This is a genomic window from Pseudomonas sp. LY-1 (assembly GCF_053502595.1).
The window spans coordinates 6268087-6286151 of sequence record NZ_CP094353.1 but is presented as its reverse complement, the minus strand read 5'-3'; the positions used below and the strand labels follow the sequence as shown (position 1 = coordinate 6286151).

Annotated in this window: 13 protein-coding genes and 1 tRNA gene; 2 read left to right on the top strand and 12 right to left on the bottom strand. The window is 61.6% G+C overall.

Annotation, left to right across the window (positions count from 1 at the left end):
* Positions 1-34 precede the first annotated feature (34 nt).
* The 7 genes from pqqB to MOQ67_RS28945 all read right to left on the bottom strand — a co-directional run bounded on the left by pqqB (position 35) and on the right by MOQ67_RS28945 (position 7696).
* Positions 35-946: a pyrroloquinoline quinone biosynthesis protein PqqB gene (pqqB, locus tag MOQ67_RS28975; protein WP_448675738.1), complete on the bottom strand. Its 912-nt coding sequence runs from the start codon at positions 944-946 to the stop codon at positions 35-37.
* A 71-nt stretch (positions 947-1017) separates the two neighbouring features.
* A complete protein-coding gene (pqqA, locus tag MOQ67_RS28970; RefSeq protein WP_003194766.1) occupies positions 1018-1092 on the bottom strand; it encodes a pyrroloquinoline quinone precursor peptide PqqA in 75 nt (24 codons plus the stop codon).
* A 159-nt stretch (positions 1093-1251) separates the two neighbouring features.
* Positions 1252-3642 carry a pyrroloquinoline quinone biosynthesis protein PqqF gene (gene pqqF / locus MOQ67_RS28965; RefSeq protein WP_448675737.1) on the bottom strand — a complete coding sequence of 797 codons (2391 nt, stop codon included), beginning with the start codon at positions 3640-3642 and terminating at the stop codon, positions 1252-1254.
* A gap of 48 nt (positions 3643-3690) precedes the next feature.
* The gene (locus tag MOQ67_RS28960; protein ID WP_017847829.1) at positions 3691-4485 is read right to left on the bottom strand and encodes a carbon-nitrogen hydrolase family protein; all 795 of its coding nucleotides are present in this window, start codon (positions 4483-4485) and stop codon (positions 3691-3693) included.
* Positions 4486-4496: 11 nt separating this feature from the next.
* Complete coding sequence (locus tag MOQ67_RS28955; protein ID WP_448675962.1) at positions 4497-6179, bottom strand: flavin monoamine oxidase family protein; 1683 nt, start codon at positions 6177-6179, stop codon at positions 4497-4499.
* Between the two features lie 165 nt (positions 6180-6344).
* Positions 6345-6791 carry an Lrp/AsnC family transcriptional regulator gene (locus MOQ67_RS28950; RefSeq protein WP_017847827.1) on the bottom strand — a complete coding sequence of 149 codons (447 nt, stop codon included), beginning with the start codon at positions 6789-6791 and terminating at the stop codon, positions 6345-6347.
* 35 nt (positions 6792-6826) lie between these two features.
* The gene (locus tag MOQ67_RS28945) at positions 6827-7696 is read right to left on the bottom strand and encodes a LysR family transcriptional regulator (RefSeq protein WP_448675736.1); all 870 of its coding nucleotides are present in this window, start codon (positions 7694-7696) and stop codon (positions 6827-6829) included.
* Between the two features lie 113 nt (positions 7697-7809).
* Between MOQ67_RS28945 and MOQ67_RS28940 the strand changes: the two genes are divergently transcribed.
* Positions 7810-8235 (top strand): VOC family protein, encoded by a 426-nt coding sequence (locus tag MOQ67_RS28940; RefSeq protein ID WP_017847825.1) that lies wholly within the window; start codon positions 7810-7812, stop codon positions 8233-8235.
* A 74-nt stretch (positions 8236-8309) separates the two neighbouring features.
* Here the strand turns inward: MOQ67_RS28940 and MOQ67_RS28935 are convergent.
* From MOQ67_RS28935 to rpsU, 5 genes are all read right to left on the bottom strand, one after another.
* Positions 8310-8386 (bottom strand) — tRNA-Ile (locus tag MOQ67_RS28935).
* 15 nt (positions 8387-8401) lie between these two features.
* Positions 8402-12145, bottom strand: a complete 3744-nt coding sequence (locus MOQ67_RS28930; protein WP_448675735.1) for an EAL domain-containing protein — start codon at positions 12143-12145, stop codon at positions 8402-8404.
* 133 nt (positions 12146-12278) lie between these two features.
* Positions 12279-14129, bottom strand: a complete 1851-nt coding sequence (gene rpoD, locus MOQ67_RS28925; protein ID WP_017847823.1) for an RNA polymerase sigma factor RpoD — start codon at positions 14127-14129, stop codon at positions 12279-12281.
* A 67-nt stretch (positions 14130-14196) separates the two neighbouring features.
* Positions 14197-16167, bottom strand: coding sequence for a DNA primase (gene dnaG / locus MOQ67_RS28920; protein ID WP_448675734.1), 1971 nt, complete (start codon positions 16165-16167; stop codon positions 14197-14199).
* A 448-nt stretch (positions 16168-16615) separates the two neighbouring features.
* Positions 16616-16831 (bottom strand): 30S ribosomal protein S21, encoded by a 216-nt coding sequence (gene rpsU, locus MOQ67_RS28915; RefSeq protein WP_002551877.1) that lies wholly within the window; start codon positions 16829-16831, stop codon positions 16616-16618.
* 203 nt (positions 16832-17034) lie between these two features.
* Here rpsU and tsaD point away from each other — a divergent pair, with 203 nt between their 5' ends.
* Positions 17035-18060 carry a tRNA (adenosine(37)-N6)-threonylcarbamoyltransferase complex transferase subunit TsaD gene (tsaD, locus tag MOQ67_RS28910; RefSeq protein ID WP_017847821.1) on the top strand — a complete coding sequence of 342 codons (1026 nt, stop codon included), beginning with the start codon at positions 17035-17037 and terminating at the stop codon, positions 18058-18060.
* Positions 18061-18065: the final 5 nt, after the last annotated feature.

The following is an 18065-nucleotide window of genomic DNA, read 5'->3' as shown; positions in this document are numbered from 1 at the left end:
GGTGTTCTTGCGTTTTTCGCGAGCAAGCTCGCTCCTACAGTTCAATGCTCATGCCGTCGTAAGCCACTTCGACATTGCGCCGCACCAGCTCGGCCCGCTCGGGAGAATCTTCATCGAGGATCGGGTTGGTGTTGTTGATGTGGATAAGTACCTTGCGCTGCTTCGGCAGGTGTTCCAGCACTTCGAGCATGCCGCCGGGGCCGTTCTGCGCCAGGTGGCCCATCTCGCGGCCAGTGCGGGTGCCGACGCCACGGCGCTGCATTTCATCATCGTCCCACATCGTGCCGTCCACCAGCAGGCAGTCGCTGCCGGCCATGATTTCCAGCAATGGCGCGTCCACCTTGCCCAGCCCTGGGGCGTAGAACAGTTTGCCGCCGGTGCGCAGGTCTTCGACGATCAGGCCGATATTGTCGCCGGGGTGCGGGTCGAAGCGGTGCGGCGAATACGGTGGCGCGGCACTGCGCAGCGGCAGCGGGGTGAAACGCAGGTTGGGGCAGGCCGGGATGGTGAAGCTGGCGTCCAGCTCGATGCGGTTCCAGGCCAGGCCGCCATTCCAGTGGGTGAGCATGGTGAACAGCGGGAAACCGCTGCTGAGGTCTTCATGGACCATGTCGGTACACCACACCTGGTACGGGCAGCCTTCGCGCAGGCTCAGCAGGCCAGTGGTGTGGTCGATCTGGCTGTCCATCAGGATGATCGCGCTGATGCCGGTGTCGCGCAGGGCGCGGCCGGGTTGCATCGGCGCGAAGCCCTGCAGTTGTGCGCGGATATCCGGCGAGGCATTGCACAGTACCCAGTTCACGCCATCGTCGGAAATCGCGATGGATGACTGGGTACGCGCCTGCGCTCGCAGGCTGCCATCACGAAAGCCTGCGCAGTTCGCGCAGTTGCAGTTCCACTGCGGGAAGCCGCCGCCGGCGGCGGAACCTAGAATCTGGACAAACATGGCCGCTCCATCAAACAAAGCTGAAAACAAAAACGCCCCGGACGAGCCGAGGCGTTGTCTTACCCAGCCAATCAGCGGCTGGCGAAGTACATAGTCACTTCGAAACCGATGCGCAGATCAGTGTAAGCAGGTTTGGACCAAGTCATATTCTTACTCCTACGAAGGGATGGGACGTTTACTACCAAGTAATACATATAGTCCACCTCCAGTCGGAGATGTTCAGATGTGTGCCTATGAATATTACGCATTTTTTTCCAAGTTAGCGCTGTCTTGGTGGAAAAAGCCTATTGCGGCAGCAGCAACGATCAGTCTGCCGATTGCCAGTCACCGCCGCTGCGCGGGCCGTTGGCGATGCAGCGCCAGCCGCCCGCGGCGTCCTGCACCTGTTGGGCGGCGCGCTGCAGATCCGCGTGCGTCAGGGCTTGGATCTGGTGTTGAAGCAGCGCCAGATACTCTGCTGGATGGCCGGCCAGGCGCGCCTGCCACAACAGTTCGGCGGCCTGGGCGAGGGGCAGCGCCTGCGCCGTGAATTGTTGCGCCAGCGCTGGGTGGCCGAGGTCGTCGCTGGCGTCGATCAATGCCGGTAATTGCGCGAGGAAGGTGTGCAGGTGCTGCATGATGCCCTCAAGGGAAACGCTGGGCGACTGCACGCCAAACAGCAGGCCGGTTTGCCCATTGATCTGTCGGATACCGCTGAACACCGCGTAGCCGATTTGCAGCTCTACCCGCAGGCGTTGGTAGAACGGCCCTTGGAGCAGGTGCGCCAGCAGGCGCCATGCGGCTTCATCTGCCAGGGCGCGCGTCGGCGTCGGGCAGAACAGCAGCAAGGCCGCATCGAGGGCATCGGTGTGGACCTCATGCCATAGACGCTGGCCGTTGAGGCTGGGGCATTCGGATTCAAGAATGGCCGGCTGCCCGGGCAAGCGGGTGGCGGCGGATCTGAGCGCCGCTTCGCAGTGGGCGGGCAGCCCAATGCCCAGGCCTTCCCAGCGTGCGTGGGTCCACGACAGCGAGGGCGCAGGCGGGTTTGGTCGAACGCCGACACAGCACGCCGGCAGCGCCTTGAGCAATTGCCGGATGGCAATCGGCGGTGTACCAGCAGTGGCGTGTTGCCGATCCTCCTCAAGCAGGTTCAGGCTGCGCGCGAGTTCATCGAGTATCGCCGGCATGGGTTGGTGAAGACCGACCATCTTCACCAGCCAGTCATTGCCGATCGCGTCGAAGGATAAGTCGACGCCGGCCTGGCGGGCATTTTCGCGCAACGGTGCCAGGGTGTTTTCCAGCGTCGATGGGAGCGCGCAATCCAGCCGCCAGCGCAGGTAGAGCGCGCCTTCCTCATGGGCATCGGCCAACGCCGGGCTGAACGACAACGCCGACAGCTCTCGCCGCCCTCGGGAACGGTCCTGGGCAAAGGTGCGCAGGCCCCGGTGGGCGCTGGTCTGGCCGCGAATCAGGCCGGCGCGTTCGTCCTTCACGGGTGGGCGCAGGAACGGGTTGTTGGGCGGCAGTTGCCACGCATGTCGGCAGGCTTGCAGCGGCAGGGCGTCGAGCAGGGCTTTGAGGGCGGCAACGTGCTGCTCCGACACCGGCGCTTCGAGTTCTTCGCTGTCATGCCGCGCCAACGCGAGGGCGCCTTGGACCTGCTGTTGGCGCGCGTTGAGCAGGGCGAATTCCTCGCGCAGAGATGTCCAGTCGCTGTGTGCGAAAAAGCTCAGCCAGTCGTACAACAACGCTTCGATCTGTGTCGCCGCGTCGCTTTGAGTTCCGAGGGTAAAATCGAGATCCAGCAGCGCTTGCCCGGCGAAATGGTAGAGCACGGAGGCCTGCACAGTGCTCGCCAATTGCCGCGCTTGCAGTTCCGCGCGCAACCCGCCGGGCGCCGAGGCGTTGAGCCAGAAACAAAGGAAATCCAGGGCTTCCCTGGGGGCGTCGACGCTGATGACGTGATGCAGATGGCCGTCGGCGCTGAGTTGGAAATGCTGTGTATGAGCGGGCATCAGTGCTGGCGGGGCCGCCTGCGGGTGTCGCGGGCCGGCGCGCAGTTGCTCACTGAAGCGCCGCGCCAGGCGTTCCAGTTCTGCCAGCGGTTGTGGGCCGGCCAGATTCAAGGTCATTTGCCCCGACTGATAGAAGTGCTGGTGGAAATCCCGCAATGCTTGCTGAAACGCCTGACGTTCCACCGGCAGGCTGTCGCGATTGCCCGCATGGAAGCCGCGCAGCGGATGATCGGCCGCCAGGCCCTCCAGCAGCGCGACCTGTTGTTGTGCGTTGGCGTCCTGGGACCAGGCGATGAATTCCGCGTGCAGCACTTCGCGCTCGCGCAGTTGATCGTCCAGCGCCAGGCGCGGATGGGTCAGCAGATCGGCCAGGCGTTCGAGCCCATCGGCAAAGGTCGACAACGGCAGTTCAACGAAGAAATCCGTGGTGCGCTCGCGGGTGCTGGCATTGACCTGGCCACCGTGGCGCTGCACGTAGGTCATCAGCCCTTCATCGCTCGGAAAACGCTCAGTGCCAAGAAACAACAGATGTTCCAGAAAGTGCGCCAGGCCGGGCCACGCCAACGGCACGTCATGGCTGCCGGCCGCCACCCGCAAAACAGCGGCGCAACGCTTTAAACGCGGGGCATGGCGCAGGGAAACCCGCAGGCCGTTGGCCAGGGTCAGGTGAAGGTGATGGGGCTGGGCCGGCGCAGGCATGGGCACTTCCGATACGAGGGAAGTGCCTATGCTAGCAAACCCTCCAGATCAGGGCTTGTGCAGCGTGCCGTACAGTTCGGGGCGGCGGTCTTGCAGGTAGTCATTGGCGGCGCGGGCATCGAGAATCGATTGGTGTTCCAGCGTGCCGACGATCAAGGCTTCATCCAGGCCGGCCTGGGCGATTCGCTGCCCATCCGGCGCGGCGATGCTGCTTTGCCCGCAATACTGAATCTCGCCTTCGTGCCCGCAGTAATTGGCGTACGCCACGTAGCACCGGTTCTCGAAGGCCCGCGCCCGCACGGTGACGTCGGCGACAAAGTCGAACGGCACCATATTCGCGGTGGGCACCACGATCAGATCGGCGCCGGCCAGGGCCAGGCGCCGTGTGTTTTCCGGGAACTCCAGGTCGTAACAGATCAGCACGCCCAGTTTCCAGCCGTTGAGTTCCACCAGCGGAAAATCATCGCCGCCGGCACTGAACATCGAATGATCGAGGTCGCCGAACAGGTGCGTCTTGCGGTAGTTGCACAGGCGCTGGCCGTGGGCATCGATCAACTGCACGGCGTTATAGATCTGCCCGTTCGCGGCGCGCTCCGGGTAGCCATACAGGATTGCCAGCCCGGCACTTCGCGCCAGTTCGGCAATCGTTCGCGCCGACTCGCCATCCTGCGCCTCGGCCAATGCGCCGACAGCTTCGGCACCGATGTTGTAGCCGGTGAGGAACATCTCCGGCAGCACCAGCAGGTCGGCGCCGGATGCCTCATGCGCGAGTTGATGCAGGCGCTCGAGGTTGCCGGCCACGTCCAGCGGCAGCGGCGGGCATTGGTACAGGGCGACACGCATGGCTTGGCTCCTTAATCGGCCAGGGCAATTGGCCCGATTTCATCGAACACATCACCCGGCCCCGGGTTCTCTGGGTGAGTGTGGCCGCCGAAGTGGGTCATGATGCCCCACACCGCGTTCAATGAGGTTTGCACCGCGCCTTCGACCCAGGCCGGTGTCCAGGATACGTCATCGCCGGCGATAAAAATCCCACGTTGCTCGGCGGGCATGTCCTTCTGCATGAAGTGCGCGTACATCCGCTGGTTGTAGCGATAGTGACCAGGCAACGCACCTTTGAAGGCCCCGAGGAAATGCGGGTCGGCTTCCCAGGACACGGTGATCGGGTCGCCGATGATGCGCGCCTTGATGTCGACTTTCGGGTAGATCTTGTTCAGTGCGTCGAGGGCCAGCTTCACGCGTTTATCGATGGGCTGCGGGAGCATTTTCAGCGCATCGCTCATCCACGAGTACGACAGGCAGATCACGCCCGGCTTGTCGTCGCCGTTGTCGAACAGGTAAGTGCCACGGGTCAGGCGATCGGTGAGGGTCATGCTCATCAGGTCGCGGCCGGTTTGCGGGTCTTTGTCTTTCCAGAACGGGCGGTCGACCATCACGAAGGTCTTCGACGATTGCATGTAGCGGGTGCGGTCCAGGGCCATCCACATCTTTTGCGAGAACAGGGTTTCGTCGCATTCGATCTGGGTAGTCAGCAGCCAGCTTTGGCAGGTGGTCAGTACGGCGGCGTATTCGCGGGTATCGCCGTAGTTGTCGGTCACGGCGAAACGGCCGCCGGGCGCGTGGGTAATGCGCTTGACCCCGGCCCGTGGCGCGCCGCTGTGCAGCGAACTCAGGCTGGTGCCCGCCGGCCAGTGGGCGCAGCGCTCCGGCACATGGCGCCAGATACCCATGGGCACCTGCGCCACGCCGCCGACCACCAGGTGTTGATGGTCGTCGCAGTTGGTCATCACCACGCGGAAGATTTCCAGCATGGAGTTGGGGAAGTCCGAATCCCAGCCACCGGTGCCGAAGCCGACCTGGCCAAACACTTCGCGGTGATGGAAGGACAGCTTGGCAAAGGCCTTGGAGGTGGCGACGAAGTCGTAGAAGGTGCGGTCGTCCCACAGCGGCACGAGTTTGTTCCACAGTGCCTTGAGGCGCGGCACATCGCGGTCGCGAATGGCTTGCTGGATATCGCCGAACTGCGAGCCGGCTTCCAGGGCGTCGGCCCACGCGTCAGCCACTTCCTGGAACAGCGCAGGCAAGTCGGACAGTTTTTGTGCGTAGTGGGTCTGGCCTTCCAGGTCGATGACCGTGCTGCCGGAAGCCGGCGTCAGCGGGTTGGGGAAGGGTTTGGTGTCCAGGCCGAGCTTGTCGACATAGTGGTAGAACGCGGTGGACGACACCGGGAAACGCATGCCGCCCAACTCGGCGATGATCCCTTCGGCGCCTTCAAACGCCTGGGAGCGCAAACGGCCGCCCATCTTCGAGGCCTCGTACACCACGGGCTTGAGGCCCAGCTTCATCAGTTCGTAGGCGGCCACCAGGCCGGCGATCCCGGCGCCGACGATCGCCACTTCGGCGCCGTGGTTGGCGGCCGGAATACTGCCCAGGCCGGCGGGGTGTTCGATCCAGTCATCAAACGCAAAGGGGAAATCCGGGCCGAAGATGGTGATCGGTTTTTTACCGTCGGCGGGGTGGCGATTGGTCTTGCTGATGCTGCTGGACGGAATGCTCATGGCTGACCTTACTAGCGGCTCGCGGGACGTGCCCGCTGAGTATAGGAAAAGATGGCAGCCAGTTTAGGGAGCGTAGCGTTCGTTAATAAGACGCAAAGTGTCGTCGAATTGAATTGTTTTCAGTCAAAGTGACGAGATTGGCGGTCAGATTGGTTGTCTGCGATCGAGTTTGTTGCTGAGGATGATCGACGTGGTGGTTTTTTCCACACCGTCGACGCTGCCGATCTGGTCCAGCAATTGATCGAGCTGTTCCGGCGAATCGGTGCGCAGCCATGCCACGTAATCGAACTCGCCGCTCACCGCGCACAGTTGCTGAACCTGGGCCATGGCACTGAGCTTGCGCAGCACGTCCTTGCCCGAGCGCGCCTGCACGGTGATGCCGACATACGCCTGCAGCCCGCCATCCACCACACGCTGGCCGAGGCGCACGCCATAACCGGTAATCACCTGGGTTTTCTCCAGACGAGCCAGGCGCGACGTCACCGTGGTGCGCGCAATGCCGAGTTGCCGTGCCAGCATGGCGACGCTTTCACGGGCATTGATCTGCAACGCGGCGATCAGTTGGCGGTCGATTTCATCGAGGACAGGCAAGGGCAGCTCCGGTGCGGACGGATAGGGGGCATATGTTACAGGCTTGCGTCAGCCAACAGACAGCGGGCAAACAGTTGCGGCACGGGCAGGTTGCGGTGGTTGTAGCGACTGAGCAGGATGATCTCCCGGTAAAAGGTCAGATGGCCTAGCGGGATAATTCGTACCTGGGGCGAGCGTTCGAGCCACAGCCCCGCCTGAGGAATCAGCGACACCCCCAGGCCACACTCGACCATCTTGACGATGGCTTCCAGCTCATCCAACTCTAGCGCCACCTGCACCTCGAGCTTCTGCTCGCGCAGAAACCGGCTGACCAATCGACCGCCAAACGACGCCCGGTCGTAGCGCACATGGGGTTGGCTGCCGAGCAACTGCAAGGGGTCATCGCCTGCCAGTGCATGCGGCACGATCAGCGCAAAAGGCTCCTTGCGCAGCACCTGTACGTGCAGCTCCTTAGGCAAGTCAAAAGGCGGTCGAATGATAATCGCCGAGTCCAACTCGCCGGCGTCCACCTGGCTCAGTAATTCCAGGGACACGCCGGGCACCAACTTGCATTCCACGGTCGGCGCGGCCTGACGTAACCGGACCAGGGCCAGGGGCAGCAACCCGGTCTGCGCAGTGCCGATCGCCCCGACTTTCAGCTCGCCCCGGTATTCATTGGCATCCACCGGCACTGCCATGCGGTTGAACGTCTCCAGAATCTCCTTGGCCAGCGGCAAGGCGCGAACGCCTGCGGCATTCAGCGTAGCCTGGCGCCCGGTGCGGTCGAACAACGCCACCCCGAGCGCCTGCTCCAGTTGACGAATCTGCGCACTGACCGCCGATTGCGTCAGCCCGATATGCATGCCCGTCGCGGCGAACGTACCGTGGCGCGTTACCGCGATAAAGGTCTTCAATTCACGCAGCATGGGCGCCTCAACTCATCGAAATTATTTGAGCTCGGCGCAAAAACTATCGTCTTTTCATCGCCAGCAGCAAGGCTAAACTCGAGCCTCTCCACGACCCGCAGAGGTTTGACCTGATGACACTGGCACCTTTTCACTTGGCCATTCCAGTATTCGACCTGGCCGCTGCCCGGCATTTCTACGCTGACGTGTTCGGCCTGCAAGAGGGGCGTTCCAGCGACCACTGGGTCGACTTCAACTTCTTCGGCCATCAACTGGTGATTCATGAACACCCCAAAACAGCCTCCCAGGCTGCGGCGCACACCAACGCAGTCGACGGCCACGACGTCCCCGTGCCGCATTTCGGCGTGGTATTGAGCTGGGACGACTGGCATGCCCTGGCGGCGCGCTTGCAGGCACGGCAGACCGCGTTCGTGCTGGAACCGCACATTCGCTTCAAAGGCCAGGTGGGGGAGCAGGCGACACTGTTTTTGTTTGACCCCTGCGGTAACGCGTTGGAGTTCAAGGCGTTCCGGGATATTGGGCAGTTGTTTGCGACGTGAGCCTGAGGGCGAGGGCGCTGGCTAAAACGGCAGCGACAGACACACAAAAGCCGCGCAATGCGCGGCTTTGGAGTTGGTGGGCCCACACGGACTTGAACCGTGGACCAAAGGATTATGAGTCCTCTGCTCTGACCAACTGAGCTATAGGCCCTTAACAGGTCGCGGATTATAGCGATGGTTTCTCCGCTGTGCTATCCGAAAAATCCTGAACCCTCATACGAAGAAACGTCGCGGCAAAAAGCTCCGGGGGCAGGGGCAGGCTGACGATGTAGCCTTGCATCTGTTCGCAGCCCTCGGCGGCGAGGAAGGTTTGTTGGGCGGGGGTCTCTACGCCTTCGGCGATGATGGTGAATTGCATGCTGTGGCCCAGGGCAATGATGGCGCGCACGATCGCCACGTCGTGGGGGTCGTCGGGCAGGCCGCGGATGAAGGATTGGTCGATTTTCAGGAAGTCCAGGGGCAGGCGCTTGAGGTAGCTGAGGGATGAATAGCCGGTGCCGAAATCATCGATCGCCAGTTGTACGCCCAGGCGTTTGAGTTGGTGCAGCACGTCCAGCGCTTCTTCGGCCTGGCTCATGATGAAGTTTTCGGTGATCTCCAGTTGCAGGCAGCCCGGTTCGAGGCGGTAATCGCGCAGTAGCTGTTCGATGCGTGACAGCAGGTTGGGCTGGCGCAGTTGTGCGCCGGCGAGGTTGACTGACAGCGGGCCGAAGTGATCGAACACGGTTTGCCAGGCGTGCATTTGTTGGCAGGCCTGTTCCAGGACCCAATCGCCGATCTGCAGGATCATGCCGTTCTCTTCGGCCAGGGCGATGAAGTGTTCGGGCGGTACGTCGCCGAAGGTCGGGTGGTGCCAGCGGATCAGCGCTTCGGCGCCGATCAGTTCCTGGGTCTCCAGGCTCCGTTTGGGTTGGTAATACAGGCTCAGCTCATTGCGTTCGATGGCCCGGCGCAGTTCATGTTCCAGCGCCACGCGTTCTTTGGCCTGGGCGGTCAGGTCGCGGGTGTAGCCTTCGACGCGGTTGCGGCCCTTGGCCTTGGAGCGGTACATCGCGGCGTCGGCGTTTTTGACCAGGGTGGCGACGTCCATGCCGTCCTGGGGGTACAGGCTGGTGCCGATGCTGGCGCTGATAAAAAACTCGTGCTCACCTGCCTGGAATGGCGGGGTGAAGCAGGCCAGCAGTTTATTGGCCAGATGCTGGGCGTCGCTGGCTTGCTGCAGGCCGGGCAGGAGGATGATGAATTCGTCGCCGCCCAGACGGGCGACGGTGTCGATGTCGCGCAGTTGCTCCTTGAGGCGCACGGCGATGTTCTGGAGCAGCAGGTCGCCGATCGGGTGGCCGAGGCTGTCGTTGATGTGTTTGAAGCGATCCAGGTCGAGGAACAGCACGGCGCCCTGGTGGCCGCTCTCCTGTTGATTGTTGAGCGCGGCCTGTAGCCGGTTTTCAAACAGGGTGCGGTTGGGCAGGCCGGTCAGCGGGTCGTGATGGGCCTGGTAGTCGAGGCGGGCCTGGGCGTGTTTGAGGCTGGAGATGTCGGCAAACACCGCGACGAAGTGCGTGATCGCCTGGTCGCGGTTGCGCACGGCGCTGATGGTCAGCCAACTGGGGTAGACCTCGCCGTTCTTGCGACGGTTGGATATCTCGCCCTGCCAATGCCCGTGAGTGGTCAACTGGTGCCACATTGCGGCATAGAATGCGCTGTCATGCAGGCCGGAGGCGAGCAGGCGCGGGGTGTGGCCGAGGGCTTCGGCTTCACTGTAGCCGGTGATCTCGCTGAAGGCGCGGTTCACGGCGCTGATGTTTTGCCGGGTGTCGGTGATCAACACGCCTTCGGCGGTGCTTTCGAAGACGGTGGCGGCCTGTTGCAGTTTTTCCTGCATCTGTTGGCGCTCGGTAATGTCCCGGGCGATGGTCAGCATGCAGTCGTCATCGCCGATGGGCAGCGGACGGCTGGACAACTCGCACAGCCGGATCTGCCCGTCGCTGCGGCGGATATGGCAGATGAAATCGCGGACAAACCCGTCGCGTTGCAGCAGCTCCAGCATGTGTTTGCGTTCGTTGAGGTCGACCCAGATGCCCAGGTCCAGGGTTGACTGGTCGAGGGTACTCACGCTGGCGATGCCGGTAATGCGGCTGAACCCTTCGTTGACCTCGATCAGTTGGCCATCGCTCTGACGGCTCAAAAGCAAACCGTCGGGCGAGGCATGGAAGGCCTTGGCGAATTTCTCTTCGGAGGTTTGCAGCTGTTGCTGGGTTTCCTTGAGCTGGGTGATGTCTCGCACCACAATTACCAGGGCTTCGGTCGTGTCGAGTTGGAACGGTTCGGCGGAAATCAGCCCGGTAAAGGCTTGGCCGTTGCTGCGCAGAAAGCGCATTTCCAGGTTGCGGATGCTGGTGGTCTGCAGCCGTTGCAGCAGGTCCGGGCCGATGCCCGGGATACCCCAGATATTCAGCGAAGTAGCGGTTTTACCGATCACGTCCTCGGCCTTCAGGCCCACCTGGTCCTCAAACGCTTTGTTGACCTCCAACAGGCAGCCGTCGGACATTCGTGCGATCACCAGAATGTCTGGGCACTGTTGGAACACCGAGGCAAATTTTTGCTCGGACAATTGCAGCGCCTCTTCCGTGCGCTTGGCGTCACTGATGTCGATCATCAAGCCACGGAGTACCGGTTCATGGCCGTGTTCGATCAGGCTGACAATGTCGCGTACCCACAGGCAACGGCCGTCGGCGGTGATCACCCGGTAATCGACGCTGTGATCACGGCTGGCGCGGGTTTCGCGGTAGCAATAGGCTTCGGTGCGCGTCAGGTCGGCGGGGTGAATGATGCTGCGCCAGAAGCCTGGAATCAGCCAATGGGCGCGGGGGTAACCGAGCAGTTCTTCGGCATGCGGCGACACGTAACTGTAGGTGAAATCGCTAATGCTGGCTTCCCAGGCGATGGCGGACAAGCTCTCCACCAGGCCGCGATAGTGATATTCGCTGCTGCGCAATTCCTGCTCGAGGGCGACGCGGCGGGAAATTTCCGAACTGAGCCGACGATTGATCCGAATCACGACGACCAATACGCTGCTCAGCAGCAGTATCGTGGGCAGGCCATACGTCAGCAGATCCGTCCAGAACGTGCGGTGATCGGTGAGGCTGCCGACCCAGTGTCGCTGGATCGCTTGCGTTTCGTCCGGGCTGAGGTCAGCGAGGACCTTGTCCAGAATCCCTACCAGCATTTTGTTTTCACGAGGCACGCCCATCGCCAGTTGGTAGCGGTAGGGCGTTTCACCGCTGACGTACAAGCCGTCGAGCTTGAGTTGGCGCAAGCTCCATACGCTCGAAGCCAGGTCGCCGACTACTGCGTCCACTTCATCGGTGGCCAGCGCCTGCAGGGTCGAGCTGACATTCGGCAAGGCCACCAGGTTGAGGTCGGGGTGGTGGGTACGCAGCAATTCATGGGGCGCGTAGTTTTCCACCACGGCAATCTTCAACCCATAGAGGTCCTTCAGGTTGTGCGGTTGCGCACCGCCTTCATGGGCGAGGATGACGATGGGGAAGTCCAGGTAAGGCCGCGTGAACGCCATGTAGGCCTGGCGCTCGGGGGTGGACATGATGCCCGGCAGCAGGTCGAGCTGGTTGTTGCGGGCCTGTTCGAGGACGGCGCTCCAGTTCACCGGCTCGATCAGCTTGATCCGGACGCCCAGGCGGTCTTGGATCAGGCGCACGTAATCCGCCGCCAAGCCTTGGTAGCGTCCGTTCTCGTCGCGGTATTCGAAGGGCGGCCAGGAGGCATCTACCCCCAGGCGCAGCTCCTGATGGTCCGCCAACCAGCCACGCTCATCCTCCGTGAGAGTCAAGGCGCCAGCCGTTGCGGTCCAGGTCAGCAGCGACAGCAAAAGCACGGTCGGCAATCTGGGCATAACGGTCTCGTTATGGCACGGGGAATGTTTCGAGTGTAGACGGGCATTGCGGGGGAGGGAGGGCGCAGCGGTGAATCTATAAAAAGTAATCGGTAGAAAGCAAAACCCCCGGCCTGGGCCGGGGGTTCTGGGATCACTCGTCGAGGAAGGAGCGCAGATGCTCGCTTCGCGTCGGGTGACGCAACTTGCGCAGCGCCTTGGCTTCGATCTGACGGATCCGCTCGCGGGTCACGTCAAACTGTTTACCGACTTCCTCAAGGGTGTGGTCGGTATTCATGTCGATGCCGAAACGCATGCGCAGTACCTTGGCTTCACGGGCAGTGAGGCCGGACAGTACGTCGCGGGTCGCTTCTTTAAGGCTCTCAACGGTGGCTACATCGATTGGCGACTGCATGGTCGAGTCTTCGATGAAGTCGCCCAGGTGGGAGTCTTCGTCATCACCGATCGGGGTTTCCATGGAGATCGGCTCTTTAGCGATCTTCAATACCTTGCGGATTTTATCCTCAGGCATTTCCATGCGTTCGCCCAGCTCTTCCGGGGTCGGTTCGCGACCCATTTCCTGCAACATCTGCCGGGAAATACGGTTGAGCTTGTTGATCGTCTCGATCATGTGCACTGGAATACGGATGGTGCGGGCCTGGTCGGCGATCGAGCGAGTGATCGCCTGACGGATCCACCAGGTGGCATAAGTCGAGAACTTGTAGCCGCGACGGTATTCGAACTTGTCCACCGCCTTCATCAAGCCGATGTTGCCTTCCTGGATCAGATCGAGGAATTGCAGGCCACGGTTGGTGTACTTCTTGGCAATGGAGATCACCAGACGCAAGTTCGCTTCAACCATCTCTTTCTTCGCGCGGCGGGCCTTGGCCTCACCGATCGACATGCGACGGTTGATGTCCTTGATCTCGGCAATCGTCAGGCCGGTTTCGGTCTGAAGTGCGGTCAGCTTCTGCTGGCAACGAATGATATCGGGCTGCAGGCGACCAATGGCTTCGGCGTATTTCGCCTTGCCCTTGGCCAGAGCGTCGGTCCAGCTTTCGTCAACTTCGTTGCCCGGGAACTGGCGCAGGAAGTCGGTACGCGGCATGCGCGCATCACGCACACAGAGCTGCATGATCGCCCGCTCTTGTGCGCGCAGACGCTCAAGGGCGCTGCGAACACGCTCGACCAGGCCTTCGAATTGCTTCGGCACCAGCTTGATCGGCATGAACAGCTCAGCCAGCGCCACCAGCTCGGCAATTGCCAGCTTGTTGGAGCGACCGTGCTTTTTCAGGGCCTTGCGGGTGATTTCCATTTGATCGGAAACCGCACCGAAACGCTGGGCAGCGATGATCGGGTCTGGACCGCTTTCGACTTCATCTTCGTCGTCGGTGCTGGCTTCGGCATCGTCGTCTTCGGCATCGTCATCCGCTTTCACGGCTTTCGGGTCGACAGGCGGCGGCACTTCGGCAGCAGGTGGCGCAATGCCGTCGTCCGGGTCGATATAACCGCTCAGGACGTCGGACAGGCGGCCACCTTCGGTGGTGACGCGAGTGTACTCGGAGAGAATGTGGTCAACCGTGCCAGGGAAGTGCGCAATTGCGCCCATCACTTCACGGATACCCTCTTCAATACGCTTGGCGATTTCGATTTCGCCTTCGCGTGTCAGCAACTCGACGGTACCCATTTCACGCATATACATGCGTACAGGGTCAGTCGTGCGACCGATGTCGGTCTCCACCGCGGCCAACGCGGCAGCGGCTTCTTCAGCGGCTGCCTCGTCGGTATCGGCGTCGGCCAACATAAGGGCGTCCGCATCCGGAGCACTCTCGTGTACGGGGATCCCCATGTCGTTGATCATGCGGATGATGTCTTCCACCTGCTCTGGATCTGAAATATCCTCAGGCAGGTGATCGTTGACCTCTGCGTAAGTCAGATACTTCTGCTCACGACCCAGGGTGATCAACTCTTTGATACGAGACTGCTGTTGCGCTTTTCCGGACATAACACCCTATCCACTGAAGGTCTTGGCGGGCAAAAAACAAGCCGAGGATTATACCCGAGCTATGACCTCACGCGCCAGCTGAGGTCGGGTTTGATGCGGAAACATTCTGTTTTAAGACGTCACGCATCTGTTTTGCTATCTGAATTTGCTCTTCAGCCGATAATCCCGGCTGCCTCGCTCTCTTGATGAGTTCATCGAGGGTCTGCGTGTGCTGACCCGCGGATAACCTAGTAATGGTGTCTAAAAACTGTTGTTCAAGGTTATCGCCGTCAATTAGCCACTCCTTTTCCGCGAGTGCTTTCAACAACCGCCCTTGTTCGGTGCCATGCCAGCGAGCCATCAGCTGAATGGAGTTTAGCTTAGGATTTTTCTGCACCGCCTCGATCAGCGCGATCAGTACCTGGGCATAGGTATTGCTCTCGTTGGCAAAGTGCTCGGCACTCTCGACCTTGCCCGCCAATTGCGGATGGTGGATGAGCGTGCGCAGGGCAATCAGCGTCGGCGCCTCTACGGCCACCGGGGTGCGCGGGGCGTAGGCCTCGTCGCGGTCACCACGCTTGCCGTTTTTGTTCCAGGGCTTCTTGTCCCATTTCTTGCCGCCGGCGCCGGGCTTTTTCGGTGTCCACTCCTGCTGGGGCGTGTAGGCCTCCTGCGGTTGGTGGAAGTCGGAATAGTCCGGCATGGCGTCGTAATCCATGCCTGGGTCGTAGGCCGGCGGCGCATCTTGCGGTGCGCTGTGGACCAGCTGGCTGACCGCTTCGCCGCTCAGTCCGGTGATTTCCAGCAGGCGTTGACGCATCAGGGTGCGCAGGTTCGCGCCCGGCACTTTGTCGATCAGCGGCGCCGCGAGGGTGGCCATGTGCGCCTTGCCTTCGAGGGAGCGCGGGTCGGCTTCTTCGGTCAGTTGCTGGAAGAAATAGTCCGCCAGCGGCTGCGCATGCTGGTTGATGCGCGCGCGGAAGGCGTCGGTGCCTTCGGAGCGGACCAGGGTGTCCGGGTCTTCGCCTTCGGGCAGGAACAAGAAGCGTGCGCGGCGCCCGTCCTGCAGGCACGGCAGCGTGGCTTCGAGGGCGCGCCAGGCAGCGTTGCGGCCGGCCTGGTCGCCGTCGAAGCAGAACAGCACGCTGGGTACTACGCGGAACAGGCGCTTCAAGTGTTCTTCGCTGGTGGCGGTGCCCAGGGTCGCCACGGCATTGCGCAGGCCTTGCTGGGCGAGGGCGATCACGTCCATATAGCCTTCAACCACGATGATTTCGTCGAGGTTGCGGTTGTTCTTGCGCGCTTCGAACAGGCCGTAGAGTTCCTGGCCCTTGTGAAACACTGCGGTTTCCGGCGAGTTGAGGTACTTGGGCTTGTCGTCCCCGAGCACCCGGCCGCCGAAGGCGATGATCCGGCCACGGCTGTCGCGGATCGGGAACATCACGCGGTCGCGGAAGCGGTCGTAGCGCTTGCCGGTCTCGGCGTTTTCCACCAGCAGGCCGGCGTCGATCATGGCTTTTTGCTGGAGGGTGTCGCTGCTCAGGTGTTTGTACAGGTTGTCCCAGCCCGGCGGGGCGAAGCCCAGGCCGAAGTCGCGGGCGATTTCGCCGGTGAGGCCGCGCCCCTTGAGGTAGTCGACGGCGGCTTTGCGCTGCGGATGGCTCTTGAGCGCCTGGCGATAAAAGTCGGCGGCGGCGGTCAGCAGCGGGTACAGCGGCGAATCGGTGGGTTGCCGCGGTTTGTGCGGGCGGCCGCTTTCTTCGCGGGGGATCTCCATGCCGGCGGCTTTGGCCAGTTCCTCGACGGCCTGGGGGAAGTCCAGGTTGTCGTGGTCCATGATAAAGCCGAGGGCGTTGCCGCCCGCGCCGCAGCCGAAGCAGTAGTAGAACTGCTTGTCGGGGCTGACGCTGAACGACGGGGTCTTTTCCTTGTGGAACGGGCAGCAGGCGGTGTAGTTCTTGCCCGCCTTCTTCATTTGCAGGCGCGAGCTGACCACATCGACGATGTCGGTGCGGTTCAGAAGGTCGTCAATAAAGCTCTGGGGAATCAGCCCGGCCATGGCGTTCTCGTCATCACTGCGTGGAAATGAGGGCCCGTGAAGTGCTCAAGCGCACGTATCGTATGGCTCGACCATCAATCGTCTGCTTGGGCTGTCAGGAAGTGTATCTGCCGAACATCCACTGACGTTAATTTCTACTCAGTCTGTTCGGCGAAGAAATGTTGCCCCGGCGTCCGGTCTTGGCCAATGGCGGGCCTCGGAAGCGCATCGATGGGCACAGCCGACACAGTCGATCGTCTGCTTGAAGAAATAAGTGTGCTCGTCAGTAGCCTTGTTAGACTCGTCAGAAGAGACGCGCACCGCTGGCAGAAGAGCCAGTCCTGACGTGTGAAGCAGTGTCTCGGTCGCGTGGGCGGCGTCGACGGTGAAGCATCAAGCGATATCCGCAAATGCCAACAGCCCGGCTTAGGGCCGGGCTTGGCAGAAGCTTGCTACGAACGTCTGTGTATTAGTACAGACGAACGGCGCGGCGCTGCTCGCGCTGAACTTTCTTGGCGTGACGCTTAACAGCGGCTGCTGCTTTACGCTTACGCTCAGAAGTTGGCTTCTCGTAAAATTCGCGGCTACGAACTTCAGCCAGAACACCGGCTTTTTCGCAGGAGCGCTTGAAACGACGCAGAGCTACGTCGAAGGGTTCGTTCTCTTTTACTTTGACGGCTGGCATCCAGAGCTACCTTCTTTCATTACCGGGAATCAACGTTCTCGTCGCAAAAAATTCGCGGCTGAGGTCGTCGGTTTTTAAGGGTTGCGGATGTTAACCCCTCATTGCCAGGAATGCAAAGCCTCTGATCGAAAACCGCTAGTCGGGAGGGGGAGTGGCGACTATTATGCGCGCCTTCGAATTCAGCCTCTACAAGGCGCAAACCCATGCTAGTACTGGGACTTGAAACCTCCTGCGACGAAACCGGTGTCGCACTTTACGACAGTGAACGCGGGCTTTTGGCCGATGCGCTGTTCAGTCAGATCGACTTGCATCGCGCCTATGGCGGCGTGGTGCCGGAGCTTGCCAGCCGTGATCACGTCAAACGCATGCTGCCGTTGATTCGGCAGGTGCTGGACGAGGCCGGCTGCGTGCCGACCGAGATCGATGCGATCGCCTACACCGCCGGCCCCGGATTGGTCGGAGCCCTGCTGGTTGGGGCTTCTTGCGCCCAGGCGCTGGCATTTGCCTGGGACATTCCGGCCCTCGGCGTACACCATATGGAAGGCCATTTGCTGGCGCCGATGCTGGAAAAAACACCGCCGCAGTTCCCGTTCGTCGCTTTGTTGGTTTCGGGTGGCCATACGCAGCTGGTTCAGGTCGATGGGATCGGTCAATACACGCTATTGGGCGAGTCGCTGGACGATGCCGCCGGTGAGGCGTTCGACAAGACCGCGAAGATGATGGGCCTCAATTATCCCGGCGGTCCGGAAATCGCGCGCCTGGCCGAAAAAGGCGTCGCCGGTCGCTATACCTTCCCGCGTCCGATGTGTGATCGCCCGGGGCTGATGTTCAGCTTCAGCGGTTTGAAGACCTCTGCCCTGAATACCTGGCAGCACAGCGTCAGCGCCGGGGACGACAGTGAGCAAGCCCGTTGCGACATCGCGCTGGCGTTCCAGCAGGCTGTGGTGGAGACTTTGACCATCAAGTGCAAGCGCGCCCTGAAACAGGCGGGCATGCAGCGCCTGGTGATCGCAGGCGGCGTCAGCGCCAACAAGGCCTTGCGCGCATCCCTGGAAAAAATGCTCGGCGACATGAAGGGCGATGTGTTCTATGCGCGCCCTGAATTCTGCACCGACAACGGCGCGATGATCGCTTATGCCGGTTGCCAGCGCCTGCAGGCCGGGCAGCACGAAAGCCTGGCGATCAGCGTGCAGGCACGCTGGCCGATGGAGCAGTTGTCACCGTTGTAGGCGCT

Excerpts from the sequence above, each read along its gene's own strand:
- rpoD (WP_017847823.1), bottom strand. The coding sequence starts at position 14,129 with ATGTCCGGAAAAGCGCAACAGCAGTCTCGTATCAAAGAGTTGATCACC.
- pqqF (WP_448675737.1), bottom strand. The coding sequence starts at position 3,642 with ATGCCTGCGCCGGCCCAGCCCCATCACCTTCACCTGACCCTGGCCAAC.
- MOQ67_RS28940 (WP_017847825.1), top strand. The coding sequence starts at position 7,810 with ATGACACTGGCACCTTTTCACTTGGCCATTCCAGTATTCGACCTGGCC.
- dnaG (WP_448675734.1), bottom strand. The coding sequence starts at position 16,167 with ATGGCCGGGCTGATTCCCCAGAGCTTTATTGACGACCTTCTGAACCGC.
- pqqB (WP_448675738.1), bottom strand. The coding sequence starts at position 946 with ATGTTTGTCCAGATTCTAGGTTCCGCCGCCGGCGGCGGCTTCCCGCAG.
- rpsU (WP_002551877.1), bottom strand. The coding sequence starts at position 16,831 with ATGCCAGCCGTCAAAGTAAAAGAGAACGAACCCTTCGACGTAGCTCTG.
- tsaD (WP_017847821.1), top strand. The coding sequence starts at position 17,035 with ATGCTAGTACTGGGACTTGAAACCTCCTGCGACGAAACCGGTGTCGCA.
- MOQ67_RS28945 (WP_448675736.1), bottom strand. The coding sequence starts at position 7,696 with ATGCTGCGTGAATTGAAGACCTTTATCGCGGTAACGCGCCACGGTACG.
- MOQ67_RS28930 (WP_448675735.1), bottom strand. The coding sequence starts at position 12,145 with ATGCCCAGATTGCCGACCGTGCTTTTGCTGTCGCTGCTGACCTGGACC.
- MOQ67_RS28960 (WP_017847829.1), bottom strand. The coding sequence starts at position 4,485 with ATGCGTGTCGCCCTGTACCAATGCCCGCCGCTGCCGCTGGACGTGGCC.